Annotated in this window: 19 protein-coding genes; 6 read left to right on the top strand and 13 right to left on the bottom strand. The window is 34.8% G+C overall.

All coding sequences use genetic code 11. From position 1 onward, the window contains the following. Positions 1-190: 190 nt before the first annotated feature. Genes SMGD1_RS08390 through SMGD1_RS08370 form a run of 5 tightly spaced genes read right to left on the bottom strand, consistent with a single transcriptional unit; the run spans position 191 to position 5,760 of the window. A complete protein-coding gene (locus SMGD1_RS08390; RefSeq protein WP_008341126.1) occupies positions 191-1,417 on the bottom strand; it encodes a phosphatidylserine decarboxylase family protein in 1,227 nt (408 codons plus the stop codon). Between the two features lie 23 nt (positions 1,418-1,440). Beyond that, positions 1,441-3,177: an ATP-binding protein gene (locus SMGD1_RS08385; protein WP_008337015.1), complete on the bottom strand. Its 1,737-nt coding sequence runs from the start codon at positions 3,175-3,177 to the stop codon at positions 1,441-1,443. An 8-nt stretch (positions 3,178-3,185) separates the two neighbouring features. Then, the gene (locus SMGD1_RS08380) at positions 3,186-4,403 is read right to left on the bottom strand and encodes an OmpP1/FadL family transporter (protein WP_008336941.1); all 1,218 of its coding nucleotides are present in this window, start codon (positions 4,401-4,403) and stop codon (positions 3,186-3,188) included. Between the two features lie 44 nt (positions 4,404-4,447). Further along, complete coding sequence (nfo, locus tag SMGD1_RS08375; protein ID WP_008335101.1) at positions 4,448-5,296, bottom strand: deoxyribonuclease IV; 849 nt, start codon at positions 5,294-5,296, stop codon at positions 4,448-4,450. Further along, a complete protein-coding gene (locus tag SMGD1_RS08370) occupies positions 5,293-5,760 on the bottom strand; it encodes a hypothetical protein (RefSeq protein WP_008335553.1) in 468 nt (155 codons plus the stop codon). Before SMGD1_RS08370 ends, nfo begins: the two co-directional genes overlap by 4 nt. Positions 5,761-5,840: 80 nt before the next feature. Between SMGD1_RS08370 and SMGD1_RS08365 the strand changes: the two genes are divergently transcribed. Together SMGD1_RS08365 and SMGD1_RS08360 are read left to right on the top strand one after the other, a co-directional pair. Continuing rightward, positions 5,841-7,112: a Y-family DNA polymerase gene (locus SMGD1_RS08365; protein WP_008335957.1), complete on the top strand. Its 1,272-nt coding sequence runs from the start codon at positions 5,841-5,843 to the stop codon at positions 7,110-7,112. Between the two features lie 28 nt (positions 7,113-7,140). Continuing rightward, complete coding sequence (locus SMGD1_RS08360; protein WP_008336161.1) at positions 7,141-8,091, top strand: DUF234 domain-containing protein; 951 nt, start codon at positions 7,141-7,143, stop codon at positions 8,089-8,091. Here the strand turns inward: SMGD1_RS08360 and SMGD1_RS08355 are convergent. Further along, positions 8,088-8,891, bottom strand: coding sequence for a J domain-containing protein (locus tag SMGD1_RS08355; RefSeq protein ID WP_008337003.1), 804 nt, complete (start codon positions 8,889-8,891; stop codon positions 8,088-8,090). The two genes, SMGD1_RS08360 and SMGD1_RS08355, sit on opposite strands and share 4 nt — an antisense overlap. Positions 8,892-9,031: 140 nt before the next feature. Between SMGD1_RS08355 and SMGD1_RS08350 the strand changes: the two genes are divergently transcribed. Then, complete coding sequence (locus SMGD1_RS08350) at positions 9,032-9,283, top strand: hypothetical protein (protein WP_008336050.1); 252 nt, start codon at positions 9,032-9,034, stop codon at positions 9,281-9,283. A gap of 3 nt (positions 9,284-9,286) precedes the next feature. Here the strand turns inward: SMGD1_RS08350 and aguB are convergent, their stop codons facing one another. After that, complete coding sequence (aguB, locus tag SMGD1_RS08345) at positions 9,287-10,132, bottom strand: N-carbamoylputrescine amidase (RefSeq protein ID WP_008335080.1); 846 nt, start codon at positions 10,130-10,132, stop codon at positions 9,287-9,289. A gap of 5 nt (positions 10,133-10,137) precedes the next feature. Further along, the gene (locus SMGD1_RS08340) at positions 10,138-10,416 is read right to left on the bottom strand and encodes a peptidylprolyl isomerase (RefSeq protein ID WP_008335405.1); all 279 of its coding nucleotides are present in this window, start codon (positions 10,414-10,416) and stop codon (positions 10,138-10,140) included. 139 nt (positions 10,417-10,555) lie between these two features. On the opposite strand from SMGD1_RS08340, the gene SMGD1_RS08335 reads away from it, so the two are divergent. Further along, complete coding sequence (locus SMGD1_RS08335) at positions 10,556-11,533, top strand: SLAC1 anion channel family protein (RefSeq protein ID WP_008336227.1); 978 nt, start codon at positions 10,556-10,558, stop codon at positions 11,531-11,533. Continuing rightward, positions 11,533-12,039 (top strand): DUF302 domain-containing protein, encoded by a 507-nt coding sequence (locus SMGD1_RS08330; protein ID WP_008336189.1) that lies wholly within the window; start codon positions 11,533-11,535, stop codon positions 12,037-12,039. The genes SMGD1_RS08335 and SMGD1_RS08330 overlap by 1 nt, the downstream gene beginning before the upstream one ends. Here the strand turns inward: SMGD1_RS08330 and SMGD1_RS08325 are convergent. The 5 genes from SMGD1_RS08325 to SMGD1_RS08305 form a co-directional block, all read right to left on the bottom strand. After that, a complete protein-coding gene (locus SMGD1_RS08325) occupies positions 12,026-13,639 on the bottom strand; it encodes a GMC family oxidoreductase (protein ID WP_008335540.1) in 1,614 nt (537 codons plus the stop codon). The genes SMGD1_RS08330 and SMGD1_RS08325 overlap by 14 nt on opposite strands. Further along, positions 13,636-14,139, bottom strand: coding sequence for a gluconate 2-dehydrogenase subunit 3 family protein (locus SMGD1_RS08320; RefSeq protein ID WP_008336650.1), 504 nt, complete (start codon positions 14,137-14,139; stop codon positions 13,636-13,638). The genes SMGD1_RS08325 and SMGD1_RS08320 overlap by 4 nt, the downstream gene beginning before the upstream one ends. A 25-nt stretch (positions 14,140-14,164) precedes the next feature. After that, positions 14,165-15,559 (bottom strand): response regulator, encoded by a 1,395-nt coding sequence (locus tag SMGD1_RS08315; protein WP_008341118.1) that lies wholly within the window; start codon positions 15,557-15,559, stop codon positions 14,165-14,167. 93 nt (positions 15,560-15,652) lie between these two features. Beyond that, positions 15,653-17,599 (bottom strand): sensor histidine kinase, encoded by a 1,947-nt coding sequence (locus tag SMGD1_RS08310; protein WP_008336145.1) that lies wholly within the window; start codon positions 17,597-17,599, stop codon positions 15,653-15,655. A gap of 113 nt (positions 17,600-17,712) precedes the next feature. Continuing rightward, positions 17,713-18,246: a hypothetical protein gene (locus tag SMGD1_RS08305; RefSeq protein ID WP_008336159.1), complete on the bottom strand. Its 534-nt coding sequence runs from the start codon at positions 18,244-18,246 to the stop codon at positions 17,713-17,715. A gap of 146 nt (positions 18,247-18,392) precedes the next feature. Between SMGD1_RS08305 and SMGD1_RS08300 the strand changes: the two genes are divergently transcribed. Continuing rightward, positions 18,393-19,172, top strand: a complete 780-nt coding sequence (locus tag SMGD1_RS08300) for a TOBE domain-containing protein (RefSeq protein ID WP_008336133.1) — start codon at positions 18,393-18,395, stop codon at positions 19,170-19,172. Position 19,173: the final 1 nt, after the last annotated feature.

The following is a 19,173-nucleotide window of genomic DNA, read 5'->3' as shown; positions in this document are numbered from 1 at the left end:
ATTTTTAGCAGTTGGTAACATAGGTGTAAAATTGTAACATACTGATTTATTAAGAGTGAAAAAGAACTAAATAACTGCTTAATAATTAGATTAGATTTTGTGTAATTTATTATAAGAGTGTGGAATAACTCTACGGAACAAGAGAAGAGTCAACCAAGATATGACAATATGTAAACTGGCTTATTCTTGGTTATTTTGCAAAACCAATATTTTGTCCAATCTTTACATCATCACCTTTTTTTACGGAAAATTCTTTGATGACATCAGGTCTGAAAATAAGACAATATGATGATCCTCCAAATTGGAAATATCCAAGCTCTTCTCCCTTTTTGATTTTATACCCGGGCTTAATTTTTTCATTTAGCACACAAGAAGAAATTTCTGCCATGCCAACGGGCATAACAACCATCAATCCGATTGGATCATCTGCTTCTATGAAGATAATTGCCCGTGTTGCTACGTGGCTTATATACCCTTGTGAATAATTTGGACTCCCAGGGTCAATACCTTGAGACTCTAAACCAGAGTAGTAGGTTCCTTGTTTTATATATGCCTTTTTAATTGTTCCAGACACAGGGCTATGCCAACGATGATATTTAAAGGCAGACAAAAATGCCTGATAAACATCCCCTCCAACAAAAGATTCGGCCAATTTATCATTATTCAACATATCATTTAAGGAATATGGCTGAGTTTTTATCCAAAAACTGTCCGTTTTTTTTACCTTATGTTTTATAGCAAAAACTTCTGAGTCGCAGGCACTAACTATAGCTTTTGGATTCTCTTTTTCTTCAATTGGGCGCATACCATCTTTTAATTCCCTTGTGAAAAAATCATTCCAAGACTTAAATCCCCAATACTTGTCATTTTTATTATATTTATATTCTTCCATATGCAGTTTTTTCTTAGCGGTCTCAGATTTCCAGCCTGTGGGTCCATCATTTAGCGAAGACAATGAAGCTTCACTGTTCAAGTAAGATGAATAATCATCTAATATCTTTTTAAACATTGTGTTTACATTATCATTGCGAAAAGCTGCATATCCTGCCGGAACATTCATTGTCCAATTTAAAATGCTGTTAATTCTGCATCCTACTAAATCAGTGTCATTATATTCTGGTGCCATTCTTAAAGCATCGTTTATCAAATAAATCATATGGTCAATATTTTCTAAATATACGTTTGGCAGAGGATTTTTTTTATAATACTGAGGAACTTGTTCTATCATTTGAGTAAAATACATTCGTGCAATTGCATCTTCACTAACAAATTTTTTAAACTCCTGCATAACAGGCAAAAGTTTAGTATTTTGAATTTTTACTGTTTCTTTGGTCGTTATGTCATTTGCAAATAAAGAAAAGAAAGTTAGAAACACTATACTCAATAATTTAATATATAAATTTAATATTTTGTGCATAATATCAACCTTAATTTTAATTCTTACTTATTTAAAAACCCCATTGATTTTTCACTGTCGAAGTTTGCATCTTTTTCTCTTTTTATCTCGCTTATGAAGTCATCCAGAGTAAAAAGTGGTTCTTCTGTAACAGCTACTTTATATGCTGTATTTTTTATGATTAGATTAATCTGTCCGCCTGTAAGAGAGTATTTAGCAAGTTCTTTAACATCAAACTTTTCATCATACGGAGCTACAGAAGGTAGCATCATTTCCCAAAGCTGTTGTCTCTGCGCTTCATCAGGTTTTTTAAACTCTATCTTGTAATTAAAGCGTCTTGAGAATGCTTTATCTATATTTTCCAACAGATTTGTTGTCGCTATTAACATACCTCTAAACTTCTCAATCTGTTCTAAAAATATATTTTGCATTTGGTTATGCATCTGCTCTGATCCACTTGTTGCACCACTAGAACGGGCACTCAAAAATTGGTCTGCTTCATTTAGAAGGAGGATAGGTTCAGATTTTGTTTTTTCACAAAGATCATAAAATGTATCAAAAATCTTACGAACATTTTTCTCACTCTCACCAACATACATAGAAAGAATCTTTGAACAGTCAAATGCTAGAACTTGACGTTTTAGTGATTTTGCAAGTGAATATGCTGTCATCGTCTTACCAGTACCTGCATGCCCGTAAAAGATTATTCTGGCATCTATACCGCTTTTTTTATCTTTTATGCCCCACTCGACAAGACGACTTATTACCTCTTTATCAACTTGACGCATCAGGTTTTCAAGTGTAGTCTGAGTCTCTTTTGCAAGTACCACATCTTCTAAAGATGTTTCTGGTTCTATAAGCTCAAAAATATCCTGCTCTTCTATAAGAGCATTCAGTTTTAAGCGACGAACTTTTTTGTTCTTTTGTGGATGAATAATACTTTGAAGAACATCATCTACAATATAAAATGCTCTTGAAATTCCACCAAAAGGATTCAGCATCTCTTCATAATCAATAATATTTTCATTAAGCAAATTTGAACCATCTTCTAAAAGTGAACGATTTTTAATACGATCATATTCGTCTAAAGATATTAAATCTATCAAAGTATTCATCTCACGAAGAGAAGAATCTGTAGCACTATACTCCTCACGAAGAAGTGCCAAAAAGATAACTTCTTCTTTTGGCTGAAGCTTTTTTTGCTTAAAAAACTTATCTAAGACTAACTTCTCTGCAGTCTGTTCGACTCTTTGAGTAATTCTTTGCTCTAATAGTTGTAACTTATGCTGAACTCTATCAATACCAAGAGAGTGTTCATGAACATTCTGACGAATCGTACTCATCTTTTGATAAAGCTCTATTCTGAAAAACTGATCTTGAAGATACTCAAGATGGTCAGTATAAGGCTTAATATCTGGCAGTTCAATATCTGCTGCACCATCTTGAAGTAGTTTCAAAAATGACGGAGTAAGACCAACTGCAGTATTTAAAAGTTCAAGAGGAGTAACCTCTGAGATTTTAACAGGAGTAAAACTTTGCTGGTGCAACCAGCCAAGTTCTAGCAAAATCTTTACTTCTTGAAGGTGAGATAGATGCTCAAAACTATCACCTTCATAAAGCTCAGCAAGTAACTCAAGAACTAAGACATCGTCTTGTCCTTCAAGATACTTTTTTGCTAGATTTTGAAGCATTAAAGCTTCATTTACACTACACTTTAGTTGTGCAAATATTTGAGACTCTTCTATTTTTTTTGTTTGTAAAAAATTAATTAATATTTTCAATATTATCCTTAAAATTTGTAGCTAACACCAGTAGAAATCATCAATACATTTGCATTTGTGAATTCACCTACTAAATTATTATCATTAGCGTCGTTTGTTTCTATTTTTCTTGTTTCACGCATAGAGTAAAGGGCTGATAAACCAACCTCTATTTTATCGTTTATTTCATAACGTCCACCTAGCGATACAGAAAGACTATTTGAATCAGGAAGCTCAAAACCTAATGTTTTACTTGGGACAGGAGACTCGTCATACACCATACCAGCCATTAGAGTCATATTGTCTAGCTCTTGAGTCAAACCTAAACGAAATGCGTTTGTATCTTTCCAATCTTTAGATTTTGAAGTACCAAATACAGCTTCTGCTGAAGCATTTGTATAATCAAAATCAAGATTCTTATATGCAGACCACATATTTCTTTCATACACAAACTCAACTGTTGTTTTTGAAGGAAGCGTATATGCTAATGCTGCTGAGGCTGTTGCTGGAAGCGGTATGTTAACACTTGCTTCATAATTACCTTTTGGTACTAATCCACCTGGAGCATAATATAAGTCTGCACTTCCCTCTACAGTTAAGTTAACTTGTGAGCGGTAAGTTAACGCTACATCAATATCTGAAGTCGGCTTATAAGCTAGTGCTAAATTATAACCATAATCTATAGAATCACCTGTCATATCTTGATAAACTGCTCCAGGAGAAGGAGTAGCTTTTACTACACCCTCAGAATGAACGATTCTAAATCCAAATGCTAGTGCTACTTTCTCACCCACAGGAATAGCAAATGTTGGATTAATCTCTATAACTTTGAGAGTAAATTCTTCAGCACTTTTGCTTGCAGGAGACTCTGTCCATCTCTTGGATAATCCACCAGGAGAAACTATGCTAAGTCCTATACGAGCTTCACCTGCCTTACCTGATACATAGTGAATTGTAGGGACAATAAATGATTCACGTTCTGAATCTAAATCAACATTTGTAGCAGTAACTTTTCCATTATAGCTAACTGGATCAAGCCCAATATAAGTCAAGTCAAGCTCAATGTTGTTTTTATCTTCCATAAAAACCATATTGGCAGGATTGTAGTAAGCTGCATCTGCACTCTTGTTATGTGCAATGTTTGCAGCACTTAGAGCAACTCCATTAAGTGAAGTCTCTGGGATTTTATATCCACCAGCCATCAACATTGAGCTTGCGATTAACGATAATGAAAGTACTCTTTTCATTTATTTTTTCCTTAAATGTCTGCTCAATGTTACATAAATTTAGCTTAATTTTCAAAAGAGTAAAGAAGTTCTATCTCCTGTTTCCAGATGCTTTCATCAATTGTTTCAAGCACTAGGGGGATATCATTCATTCTCTCATCATTCATCAAAAATCTAAAAGCATCTAGACCAATCTCACCTTCTCCAATTGAATGGTGCCTATCTTTTTTTGAACCCAGTGGCGGCTTTGAATCGTTAATATGCATACCCATTAGGTAGTTAAAACCTACAATCTTTCCAAAATCATCCCATGTTTTATCATAAGCTTCTCTTGTTCTTATATCATAACCTGCTACAAACATGTGACAAGTGTCTATACAGATGCCGACTCTACTTTTGTCTTCTACTTTATCTATTATTTGTGCTAATTGCTCAAAAGTATATCCAAGGTTACTTCCCTGTCCCGCTGTATTTTCTATAACAGCTTTAACTCCGCTTGTTTTATCAAGAGCCATATTGATTGACTCAGAGATTATACTGAGACACTCATCTTCACTTATGAGCTTAAGATGGCTTCCCGGGTGGAAGTTTAGTCTATCAAGTCCAAGCTGTTCACATCTTTGAAGCTCATCTACAAATGCTTCTCTTGATTTTTCAAGTTTATCAGCTTCAGGATGACCAAGATTTATAAGATATGAGTCATGTGGTAACACATGCTTTGGAAGTATGCCACTATCATCAAGTGCTCTTTTAAACTTATCTATAGTCTCAGAATCTAGATCTTTTGCAACCCATTGTCTTTGGTTTTTTGTAAATAGTGCAAAAGCCTTAGCCCCTATCTTTTGAGCGTTTGCTACGGCATTGTAAACACCTCCGCTAGCTGAACAGTGTGCTCCTACAAATTTATTACTCATTTTGTATCCTTGATTTTAAATATTATTTTGTTTTTTCTATCTTTAAAAAATGTTACGTTTGTACTCACTCTATAAGTTATATTTACATTTTCGTCTTCTATATTTTGCTCAAAACCTTCAGAAGTCTGAACTCTATTTTTACCATTATATATCTCACGCCCAAGAAGTATATTTTGTAGTATTTCCGATGGGTATGCATCATTTAGATAGTCTTTATTAAAACTGCCCTTTGTCATACAGCCTTCACCTGTGCAAATAAGATGGTTTATAGTTATTTTCTCTATTGCTTTTCCAGCGACAAAAAGTTCCAACTCAATTGATTTTTCGGAGTTTCTAATGTAACCAACATCTGCAAATTTTAGTTTTGGTGACTTTATGATGATGATTTTTGTCTGTGTTACTTCATAGTTTTTTGTACTACAAGCAGTTAATAAAAGAGCTAATGCTATTAGTAAATATTTCATGAACATGATTATAGCAAGAAATTTATTTTCAATCTGTCATACTTTTTATAGATGCAATAAAATTTATATATAATTAAAAAATGAAAATCCATATAGATATAGATTGCTTTTTTGTAAGTGCTGCACGCATAAAAGATCCATCACTTGAGCATAAAGCAGTTGCCATTGGAGGAAGAAGTGATACTAAAATCTTCAACAATGACGCTAAAAAGCAGACTGTAAACTTTGAAAATTCAGGCTCTTTTGTACCGACTTTTTACAAAGCTTATGAAGAGAGTGATGATGATTTAGATGCATTTAAAGATGATGACGGGAGAGTTCGAGGTATCCTTACAACCTCTTCTTATGAAGCCAGAGCTTATGGAGTGAAGACTGCCATGAATATAAAAGATGCTCTTGGACTTTGCCCTCACTTAATCATAAAAGCACCAAATATGTCTCTGTATCAAAAGCTCTCACATGAACTTCATGAGTTTTTACAATCTCGCATCCCTCTTGTAGAACAGGCAAGCATTGATGAGTTTTATGGAGATTTATCTGGCTGGGTGGAAGATGATGAAGTAGAGCAATTCATAGACAACCTGAGACATGAAATAAAACGAGTTATAAAACTTCCGGTATCCATAGGAGCTGCAAAAACTCGCTACATTGCAAAGCTGGCAACAACTGCCGCTAAACCTTTTGGATGCAAAACAATTTATCCATACGAACTAGACGCGTTCATACAAAATATTCCTGTTGGAGAGTTTGCAGGAATCGGACGAAGTATGAGGGAGAGACTGCGCTCGGCACAGATTCACACATTAGGAGATTTAAAGAAAAGACGTGGAACAGTTGAATCATGGAGTCCATATGCAAAAGAGTTATACAAAAGAGTAAGTGGGCTTGCAGATGCTCCCATTGAGACAACTCACAGAAGGAAGTCTATTGGCATCTCTCGTACCTTTGATGCACTTCATGACAGAGCTGAACTTAGACGAAGAGTTCACATACTCGCGCGCCATCTTAGTTTTGCCATTTTAAAACTAAATGTCATTCCGACAGTTTTTCATCTTAGCATCTCTTATGAGATGAGCCAAAGCTCACATAAAAACATCTCTCTAGCTGAGATTTTTACAGAGAAAAAGTTTGACTCTCTTTGTCTTAGCCTTTTTAATGAAGCAGACAACCAAAGAAGACTACATGTCATAAGACTGAGCATAAACTGCTCAAGCTTCACAAGAGACACTAAAAAAGAGCTGTCACTCATAGGCTTTGCTGATGAACAGAAAATGAAAAGACTAACAGAAAATACACAAATCCTAAGAGAAAAGTATGGCATAGATGCACTCAAATGGGGGAGTGAACTTTAGGTAATAATTTTATGATAAAATATACTTAATGACAAATACAAAACTATTAGAACAATTTCGTTCATTTTATTTTAGAAACTTTCCTGATGATATGGAGATTCAAATCGAGTACTTTGCCATCTTCGGTGGTCTCGGCTTAGAGATAGACACGGCCAAACCAACAACCTTTCTTATAGAAGAGCATATACTTCAAAATTTTGATTCACTCAATGAAAAAATAGAACAACTGACACTGAATGATACAAATAACAAAAGGCTCTTAACTGCCCTTGCTGTTGGAGATAGAAGAATATTTTCTGCTTTTAAACGTGCAGGACTAAACAATGGAAATGGTGGAGGCGCACTAAATTTTCTACAGGAAAAAGGTCTCATACAAATAGAATACTCAAGAGAAGAACCTGCCAAAAGTCTAAACCCTAAAGGTAAACTAAAAAAAGAAATAGCACGTCATAGAATCTCTCATAAAGTTCTTTTTACATATCCGTTTATAAGATTCTGGTTTTATTTTATCTACCCTCATATTAGAGAGATTAGAAATGGTGATTATGATAAATTATTTAAAAACTTTGAGAGTAAGCAAAACAGTTATACAAGCTTAGTTTTTGAAGAACTCTCAGAAGTACTCTTAAACTACAACCTAAGAGATGCCCAGATTTTAAGTTCTGGAAGTTACTGGGATGCTAACGTAGAGATAGATATACTTACTGTTACGGACGATGAGAGAGTTTATGTAGCTGAATGTAAATGGACTAACCATCAAGTAAACAAAAGTGAGTTACATAAACTTGAAGAAAAGTGCGAAAAGCTCGATATTGAGCCTTCTCAAGTGATTTTATTTTCAAAAAGAGGGTTCTCAAAAGAGTTGAAACAAATGGAAGGTAAAGACTTAGCACTCTATAGTTGCGAGGACTTTAAAGCACTTGTAAAAAATACTTCAAACAGTGAACTTTTAGATAACTTGTTTAGCTCCAATCATTAACTTACTATTCGAAGTGCCGTATATGCCTCTTGCAGAAGTTGAAACTTTTGCGTGTAGTGCTTTATCATATTTGGATTCTCGTGTATAATCTTGTCAGGATGATAGACTTTTGCTAGTTTTTTATAACTCTTTTTGAGTGCATCTTGACTTGCTCCAACCGGACATTCTAGAACTGTATAAAGATGCGTATTGCTATTGTCATCTTGATCTTTACAAAGGTCGCCAAAACTATAATTAGCAAAATCACTGTAAAGTTTACTCATAAAACGATTGTCATAACTATACTGAATCTGGTAATGCAAAATATGTCTTTTGTTGAGTGCGCGTTCTAATCTGGACTTTGCTTTATAGTCACTAACATCTACAACTAAGGAGATATCAGTTCCTCTCTCCACATAAACTTCTAACTGTGAACGCAAATAGTTTAGTACCCATAGATTAGGCTGATCAAGCGAAATCAAAACGGTATTTTTATCATAAGCATAAAGATTTACTTTTATAGTTTGGGGGTCTTCAAGTTTTTCTAGTTCTATTTTTATGGGTTGTGTTCCATACTTTAGCATTGAACGAAGAAAAAATTTATGGTCAAAGTCATGCGTTTTTGCATGGTGTTGAGAGAGTTCGTGTAAAAATTCTTCTCTTACTTCAGTGAGAGTTTCATTTCTAAATACTAGTACTGCCTTTGGTAAAAAGAGCATACCTCTTGCGTGATGATTTAGAAAATCTTTCATCCAGGAAGTATTTAAAGTATCAAATCCTGTAGTGATAAGAATAAGATTATTGCGAAGTACAATTTCCATAGACCTACCTTTATTGAGATATTTTCACATTTAAAAGCAAAAAAAGTTCCAATTAATATTATTTAATAATAAAAGTGTAATACTCTTGTCATCATCATAGGTTAAGATGCAAGTTCAAAATATTCATAATAGGATTTACAATGGGTGTTAAAAAATTTATCGCTAATGTAGTAAAGTCTCTGAACCTCGAGAATCACGAAGCTTCTGGAAAGAAGAAGTCTATAAAACATCTAATTGAAAAATTAGAATTACGAGAAATAAAACTTACTGAAGATATTGAGAAAGAGTCAGATAGTGAAAAACTTATTCAGCTCCAAGAAGAGCTTGACATAATCTCTTTGTACATAGAAAAAGCCACTAAAAAACTAGATAAGCTAAACTCTAAAAAGTAGTAATTATTCGCATAAAATCTTATACGCTTTTGGTTTTCTATCTCTTATAAGTCCCCAATACTCTCTTTGTTTGGCGTTATCTTCCAAATCAAAGTCAGCGTAAATGATCTCTTCTTTATCTCTAGATGCTTCGGCGATTTTTGTACCAGTATAGTCAGTTATAAATGATGAACCGTAAAAAGTCAAAGAGCAACTCTCGCCAACTTCTTCTCCTATTCTGTTTGCTACTACAACTGGAACTGTATTTGTTGCTGCATGTCCCATCTGAACACGTTGCCAATGCTCTTTTGAGTCAAGATGAATCTCAGGCTCACTTCCTATGGCAGTAGGATAGAAAATAATCTCAGCGCCCATAAGTGTCAAAGCTCTAGCTGTTTCACAAAACCACTGATCCCAGCAGATGCCAATACCAATTTTCCCATAAGCTGTGTCATAAACTTTAAAGCCTGTATCTCCAGGTTTGAAGTAGAATTTTTCTTCATATCCTGGACCGTCAGGTATGTGAGTTTTACGGTAATTATCCATAATTTTTCCAGATGCATCTACGACTACTAAAGAGTTAAAATAATCTTCTTCGCTCTTTTCAAAATAACTTACTAATATAACCACACTTAACTCTTTAGCAAGTTGTGAAAAGCGTTCTATTAGTGAGTTGTTTTTTAACTCTTGAGCTAAAGAAAAGTACTTTTCATCCATATCTTTACAAAAGTAAAGGGATGAAAAAAGTTCTGGTAAAAGTATGATTTGTGCACCGTTTGCGTGAGACTCACGAACTAGGGCTTCTGCCTTTGAGACATTAGAATCTCTGTCATCACTCATTTGCATCTGGATAGCACTTACTTTTACCATAATCATTAACCTCTGCTTGTTACTTCTAGAAGGTGGTAACCAAACTGTGTCTGGATAGGGCCATAAAGAACACCAACATCACCGCTAAATACAGCTTTATCAAATTCAGGAACCATTTGACCTGGACCAAACTGACCTAAATCTCCACCTTGCGCACCAGATGGACACTGAGAATGAGCTTGCGCTACGCTTTCAAATGAAGCTCCATTTTCTATTTCTGCTTTTAAAGTATTACACTCGTCTTCACTTGCTACTAAAATATGTCTTGCTGTTGCGTAAGCCATAAATATCCTTTTTTGTTTTAATAGCGCAATTCTACAATAATTTTTATAATAGTTTTTAAATCTATGCTCTCTGCTATATTTATTATAACTTAACAATATATATATTATAATTCAATCAAATTTTTGCCAAAGGAATAAAATGGAAACTGCAATGCCATTTAACAAAAGATCACTAGAACATTTTCCTGTACAGCTCTTTGCTATAGTTATGGGGCTTTCAGGCTTTGCAATAGTTTTTGCAAAAGCCTATCATCTTCTAGACTTCTCTTACTGGTTATATGCGACTATACTTTTCATAGATACAGTTGTGTTTTTAGCAATCTTTACAGCCTACATGCTTAAACTACTTCACTATACAGATGCAGTAAAAAAAGAGTTTTACCATCCCATTAAAAGTTCTTTCATGGCTGCAATCTCTATTAGTTTTTTACTACTATCAATTGCCTACTATGATTTTGCTCCGACACTATCCATTCTTCTATGGTACATCGGTGCACCTCTTCAGTTAGCATTTACACTGATAGTTATCAGATACTGGATACACAACGAGCTAAAAGTAGTACACAGTAATCCTGCGTGGTTCATCCCTATCGTAGGTAATGTTTTAGTTCCCATTATAGGAGTTGAAGCCGCACCTGTTTATGTATCGCTGTTTTTCTTCTCACTTGGGATGTTTTTTTGGATAGTTCTTTTTACTATCACTATGAATAGAATCATCTTTCATCATCCACTAGCACAAAAGCTTGTACCGACTTTTTTCATATTTATAGCACCACCTGCTGTTGGGTTTGTTAGTTATCTCAGAATCACTAACGGCTCTATAGATATGTTTGCAATGTTTTTATATTTCATTGCACTCTTTACGCTTTTACTGCTTTTGTTTATGATGAGGATGTATGACACAAAGGTTTTTTACATCTCATGGTGGGCATACGCCTTTCCACTTGCAGCCATAACAATAGCAACACTTATGATGCAGATGATATTTCACAACACCTTTACATATCTGGCATCTATGAGTTTAATAGCTCTTACAACGTTGGTCGTTGGCTTTGTTGCCTTCAAAACTATACAAGCATACAGAGCTAAAAGCATCTGTATTTCAGAGGAAGAATAATGAATAAGTTATCAATTTTAGTAGGCGCAATCTTAGGTTTAGTTTTTAGTATATTTGTTATGGGCATAGGCTTTAAAATTGCTGCTCCGACTATGCTTTTAAAAGAAGTAAAATCTTCATACGAGTTTGACAAAACAGTTGAACTTATTAAAAGTAGAATCAACAAACAAGATGGCTGGCATGTAACAAACGTTATAAATCAGCAAGAAGAGATTATCAACCATGGCGCAGCTGATATTGGCAAAGTAAAGATTATCAAGTTCTGTAATGCTAAATACGCTGCAGAGATGCTAAGTGCAGATGAAAGTAAAATAATGGCTACTAAAATGCCTCTTAGCATCTCAGTTTATGAAAAGAGTGACGGTCGTGTTATCATCGGACTAAGTAACGGTTATGTTATGGCTAGACTCTTCTCTGGAAGAAGAGAAGGCGTTATAATGGAGAAAGTCATAAAAGATATGGAAGAGGTTTTAAGCTTTACACACTTTAGATTTACATTATTTTAAGAAGATGATCTGCAACTCTAAATGAGTTTGCATAGATTGTCCATGTGTATGGGACGCTTCCACCCGTTGGCATAAAGCTGGCATCTGTGACGTAGAGGTTCTCTAAGTCATGTGCCTTACAGTTTTTGTCAAGCACTGAGTTCTTAGCATCACGACCAAAACGACAACCACCTGCGACTAAGTTTGGTGGTGGTGAACTTGAGATTCCGATAGATATCTCGGTAGCTCCCATTTTCTCTAAAATCTTCTCAGCCATAGATGCCAGATGCTCTCCAACCTCAACATCTCTTTTATGTCCATAAAGATTTATAGCTCCAACTGCTACACCGTATTTATCTTTTACCTTATCATCGATGCTCACATATGTGTAGTCAGTCGGCAGCCAGTCGTTAAATACTTCAAATGTCAAAACTCTTGAAGTTGTAAGGGTGTTGTGAATCTTCTCTTGGAGTTTTTTACCCCACATGATATTGCCATCATTATCGTAGAACTCTCTAGATGCACGCGAGATAATATTTGAGTGTTCAAACAAAAAGTCTATGGTTCCACCCTTATACTTTTTACCACCCTTTTCATACTCATACCAATCTTGAAGTGAGCGGTTAAAAAAGAGTCCGGGAGTCATAAGTTCTTTAAACTCTTCTTCGCTAAAGTCTTCTTTGTTTAGACGACCTGTTCCTGCACCACCACCTGAGAAAATCAAGTTCTTTCCAACTTGCCCTGAGCTATTTGCCAGACCATTAGGAAAGTGCTTATTTTTAGAGTTTAAAAGTAGTCTTGAACTCTCTATAGCCTGAGAAGCTACTACAAATATTTTAGCATCTATAGAGTGGCTTTTCATATCTTTGTCATAGTAGTGTGCTTTAGTGATTTTACTCTCATCACTATCTAGTCTGTATACAAATGCTTCGCTGATTATCTTGGCATCACACTTTTGAAGCAGAGCTGCTCTTGCACTTCCCTTCGCCCCAGTTGCACAGCCGTAACTTCCACAAAAATCACTATATGAACAACTGTTCCTACCTAATGCTGGGCTTGAAAGTATGGCTCTAGGAGTTGCAAAACTTTTATAACCTAACTCTTTACAGCTCTTGTCAAACCATTTTGTTGCACCATTTACTTCCAATGGTCTGTATGGCATCTCATCACCTGATACTCCAACAACCATTTTAACTTTCTCATAGTATGGATCTAAATCTTCAAGTGAGATTGGCCAGTCAACAACATTTGCTCCCTCTATCTCTCCATAAGCACTTTTGAGTCTAAAGTCATTTTTTTGCATCTTATGAAAATATCCACTCATAAGATTTGATGAGCCTCCGACCATAGAACCATTCCAAAAGTTCCAACCGCTTTTAGCACCTTCATATCTCTCCATGCTTCCATCTTCTTCCCTAGTGTTTATAACATGCTGTTCATCTTTAAGCAGAGGCGTAAACTTATCTCTACGTGAGACTGCAAGTTCATCTTTTGAGAAGTCTTCTTCTTTGTAGTACTTTCCTTTTTCTAAAACTACTACATTAAATCCAGCGTTTGACAACTCATACGCTATGGGAGATGCACCTGCTCCGCTTCCGACTATACAGACATCATACTTCATAGTAGAGGCTCCTTTGGACGAGGCAGACCTGAGACATGATTTAACCACTTCCATCCGCTTGAGTCTTTGTTAATACCATAGATAGGATCACCTAAAACTGCTTCGTATATAAACCTAAGCATCGCATCTATCCATGATTCTCCCCACTTGTATGTAGCTGTAGACTCTAGAGTTTTTTGACGTTCATCATAGCTTAGAGAAGTATATGGGGTTTTATAAAGTGTTTGCGCTTCTTCTTCTAACCAAGTAGCACCATTTGTTATGAACTTTTTTGAATCTTCACCAATGCGAGAGTGAGTTAAGATGAGACTCAAATATGCTCTAGAATTTATCTCTTTAAAGCCTGGAGCACTCTCTAAGTCTCCATACAAATCTCTTTGAGCCAAGGCTAGAGTATCGAGTATGGTTGCAGATGCAAAGAGTTTTGTGTGAGGAAGAATAAGGGCAGTAGTGCTAAAGGCAGTACATTTTAAAAAAGTACGTCTGGTATTTAAAAACATGGGATTATTATACTACACTAAATTACTAGATAGGGCTAACTTTACAAAATGTAGCTTTGGATTCTTCATCTTCATACTTATTTACAACATTTATAAAACATCCTATATTTAAAAGAAATAGCTTTACGATTTTAGGATCAAAATGTGTACCTGCATTATTTTCAATATATGAGAGAGTGTCGTCTAATGTCCATGGGTCCTTATATACTCTTCTATTAACTAAAGCATCAAAGACATCAACCAAACCAACTATCCTCGCATGAACAGGTATCTCTTCTCCTTTTAGTCCATCAGGGTAACCGCTTCCATCCCATTTTTCATGATGGTGCATCGCTATTTCCTGTGCAACTTTACTAACTTTAGGATCACTGTTAAATGCTCTCTCTAGTAGTTTTTTACCATTAGCAGTGTGAGCTTTCATATGTTCAAACTCTTCTTGAGTTAATTTACCCGGTTTACATAGAACATTATCAGCTATTGTGACTTTTCCTATGTCATGAAGAACCGACATTTTGGATATCATCTTTGCCTCTTCATCAAACATACCAAGCAACTTTGCTAGAAGATATACATACTCACTGATTCGTTTTATGTGAGATGAAGTCTCTGAACTTTTAAACTCTGTTACCTCTGCGAGTAATGCGATTATATCTTCATTAAACTCTGAGCGCATAGATTCAAAAAGTTCTACCGTCTCTACGTTTTGATATATCCTAGAATAGAACTCATCTCGAGAGAAAGGTTTGGTAATATAGTCATTTGCACCATCTTTTAAAAAACGGCTTGTTGTGTAGGAGTTTGTATCTGAGGTTAAGATAATGATGCTGAGATCTTTTTTGGTTCTTTTTTTACGAATCGCTCGTACAAACTCTAAACCATCCATAACTGGCATATGATAGTCAGTGATTACTAAATCTATCTCTGGATGAAGTTCTAACTTTTCTAGAGCCTCTTTACCGTTAGAAGCACTTATGACTTTAAAATGATGAAGCATAAAATTCTGTTTTAAATAATTTGCATAAAGAGCTGAGTCATCAACTACAAGTACTGTTTTTTTCTTGTTGGCTTCTAGCTGTTTAAGCTTTTCAATTACATATATAACGTTTTCAAAACGCTCTTTTAGTACATAGTCTACAATTCTAGCGGTTTCAAAACCCTCTCTAAAAGATTCATCAAATATGGCAGTAAAGACTATTGGAGCAACATTATGTTTGTTTAACAGAGCGATAATTTCGCCATTTGGTGCATCTGGGAGATTCATATCAGCTACTGCAAACTCATATCTTGTTTGGGATAGAGACAGTCTTGCCTCTTCATAGGTCATGGCTATATCGAAATCAAAGTTGGTATATTTATTTAGCAGTTCATCAAAAACCATACAGAGGGTTTTAGAATCCTCTATTATTAGTAGCTTTGCCATCTAGACCCACCTTCAATAATTTTAGTTGTGTATTTACGTCTAAATATAACTATAAGTAATCATATCATCTTTTTTCTTAAGATATTTATGCTTTTATGCCAGTGGAAGTTTAACACTGAAACAGGCTCCATCATCTAAATTTTTCAAACTTAAATATCCGTGCATATTTTTTTCAATTATGATTTTTGACATATAAAGTCCGATGCCTGTTCCTTGTCCTGTAAACTTAGTTGTGAAGTAAGGGTCATATATCTTTGCTTTGATATCCTCAGGAACTCCACCTCCATTGTCACCTATATGAATATAAGCATTTTTCTCATCAGCTGTTACTTCAATAGTAATCTTCTTATCTTCTATAGCATTTATTATCATTGCATCTTTAGCGTTGTTTAAAATTATAAGCAGAACTTGCTGTAACTCATTTTTAACATTACGGACATTAACTTCATAGTCAAGTTTTAAAGTCACTTGGATACCAGAGTGTTCCAAAGTTGGTCTTACGATCGATAAGATACTCTCAATTGCACTGCTGAGTTGATAGGTCTCTTCTTCTTTATCGCTTTTATAATAGTTTCTAAAGTCATCAATAGTATCCGACATATATTTTATAGTACTATCTATACTATTATGGGTTTTTATAAAATCATCATCTTCCAAGGTACCAAGCTGTTGTTTAAAGTAAAGGTTTTGATTTAGCAGACCTAAGTCATTTAGAGGCTGTCTCCATTGATGTGCTATTTGCTCTATCATCTCACCAATAGATGCAAGTCTTGATTGCTCAATCAAGATCTTATCTTTTTTTCTCTCTAATTTTAGCGCGTCAGTTACGGCATTTTGTAGATTTTTATTATGATTTTTAAGTTTATATGTATATTCATCTTGTAGACGCTTAAAACGCTCCGCCAAAGCTCCTGATAGAAGAATCATATCAATAACAGATGCTATCTGTTGGGCATACTTCATAATAATATAACCCGACATCAGATTGAACTTACTAAGAGTAAAGAGTATAGTCCCTATCAAAAATATACCCCAACCAAGTACAAAAAGTCTGATAGAGTAGTAGTCTTTTTTAATGACCATAAGACCGGCTATAAAGAGTGCGGCAGGTACACCTGTTGCAAGAACAGCTCCAAGGATTATAGTGTTGTTATATGGGAGAACTATAGAAGCCAAGATTCCAACAGCAGAGATATATCTTAATGGCTGAAGAACATATTTATTATAACGTGGAATATTTGTTTTTGCTTTTAAAAGCGTCTGAGAAAAGAGCATAAGTAAAAAGGTACTACTGTAAATAAATAGAACTGTGCTTTTTTCCTTCATCCACTGGCTGTCTTGCCAAAGATAGAGCATTCCCAAACCATCAAAAGAGAGTTGCCACAAAGCATAAGAGATTACAAACGATACATATAGGATATAAATTTTCTCTCGTGTATAGATATAAATAACACTATTGTAAAGAATCAGGATAAATAAAATCCCGTAATACATCCCAGTCAGAGTCTGGTTTAGATGCGTAGTCTCTAAAAGTGGTTTTGAGCTGATAATCTGCATCGGGACAAACATAGAACCTGTTGTTTTTACTTTCATGTATAAAGTATAAGTACCTAGTGACTCTGTTGGCAGAGAAAAGAGTAACTTGTTTTGCTCTACATCCCTTTTAGCTTCACTATTTAAGTCCCCACTCTCTTTATGAATTAGTAAATTTTCTTTTTCATCAAAGACATAGATATCTACAAAATCCAGAAGCGCATAGTCAATATTTAGCCACCACTCCTTACTTTTCATCAACTCAACGTAGTTATATTGTAGTTTAAACCAATATGTCTGTGTTGAAAATCCGAAGTTTGGGATAGGCTCATGATGAGAGATAAATTTTTCAGAGCGGATATCTTCTAAAGTTTGATTGCCTTTTTCATCAACATAGTAGTCAATACTTTGTCCAAGCTCATAAGCCGTCTCATTTTGATTTATAGTTAAGACATCATTAGAAAATAAAAAAGCTGTTAAAAATAGTAATATAAAAATATGTTTCATTACGTCTCCAAGAGTAAGGAGATTATACATTAATATTATTAAACCATTTTTAATTATTCATATTCAGAACTATACTGGCTATTAAAACATTATGCCATTAAGCAACATTTATTTTAATTTTTATATACGTAACAGTGTAGATTAGCACTTCCATAACCATAACCACCGTTGTTTTCTAATGCTGGAGCTCTTCCTGTATAACTGAAATAATCTAACACAACATTGATTGTATTCATATGAGCACCTTGAATATATTGTGCTCTTTTTATACACTCTTGTTCTGCTCTATGGGTTAGAGAGCGATAAACCTTACCATACTTATCATTTCCAAAATTTTCTGCAAAAATCACACCGTAGTCAATATGCATATATCCGTTAAATTTGCTAAAATCATGATTTTTATGATCATCTTTAACTACTAAATATAGTGTAGGATGGATATTAGTTGCATTAGCGCTACCTTCTTGTGAATCTTGAGAATCTTGGGAATCATCATTAGAAGAAACTGCAACTTTTTTTTGCTGCATCTTCATTGGTTTTAGACTATCTAGTTCTTTGTCCACTGAATTAAAACTACTATTTGCACCTGCTCCAAACAAACTTATCGGCATACACAAAACTAATAAAACGTATAAAACACTTCTCATCACACACCTCCAATTTTAGCTATTGATCTATTTTACATCTTAGAGGATTAAAATTATATAAACTAAATTTAACAGATATAACAATTGACATCTTTTTTTAAAATTGATATCATACCGTTATATATTTTATTATACAGAGGTGTGGTGTGGAAATAGAAGGTCGTATCTGGTTTAAAAAAGAGGGAAAAAATCTACTGGGCAATGGTAGAGTTGAACTTCTTGAAAAAATAGATGAGTATGGTTCTATATCCAAAGCATCAAGAGCTATGAAGATGAGCTACAAGGCTGCCTGGGACATGGTAGATGCTATGAACAACATATCTGATAAGCCTCTTGTTCAAAAAGTGACAGGCGGAAAAAATGGTGGCGGAGCACAAGTAACCAAAGTCGGTAAAGAACTCATCAATACATTTAAAAAGTTCAAAGAGTTTTATAACGCTCTGTTGCTTGAAGTAGATGAAAATGAGCTAAACAGTGACAACCACCTCTCGCTAATTCGTAAACTGCATATGAAAAGCAGTTCTCGAAACATGATTACCGGACATATCAAAGAGTTTAACACAGCTGAATACAACACCAAAATTGAGATTGGCATCTCTGAAGAGAGCTCCCTTTACGCTATCATCCCAACTGCAACATTTATAGATATGGACCTAAAACAAGGTGACAAAGTCTTTGCTCTTATTCAAGAGAGTTCTATCATGCTTTCTACTCATGAGCTTCATGGAATCAGTGCCAGAAACATCATCAAAAGCACTATCTCAGCGCTTAAAACAGATGCTGTAAGTACTGAAGTGAAACTATCTATTGGTAAAAATACTCTTACATCTGCCATAAGCAATGAGTCACTAAAATCACTTAACTTACAGATAGGTCAAGAGATATATGCGATCATAAAAGCTACAGATATAATTGTTAGCATCTAAG

This window comes from Sulfurimonas gotlandica GD1 (assembly GCF_000242915.1).
Classification (GTDB): Bacteria; Campylobacterota; Campylobacteria; order Campylobacterales; family Sulfurimonadaceae; genus Sulfurimonas; species Sulfurimonas gotlandica.
This window is presented reverse-complemented; position numbering and strand designations above follow the sequence as displayed.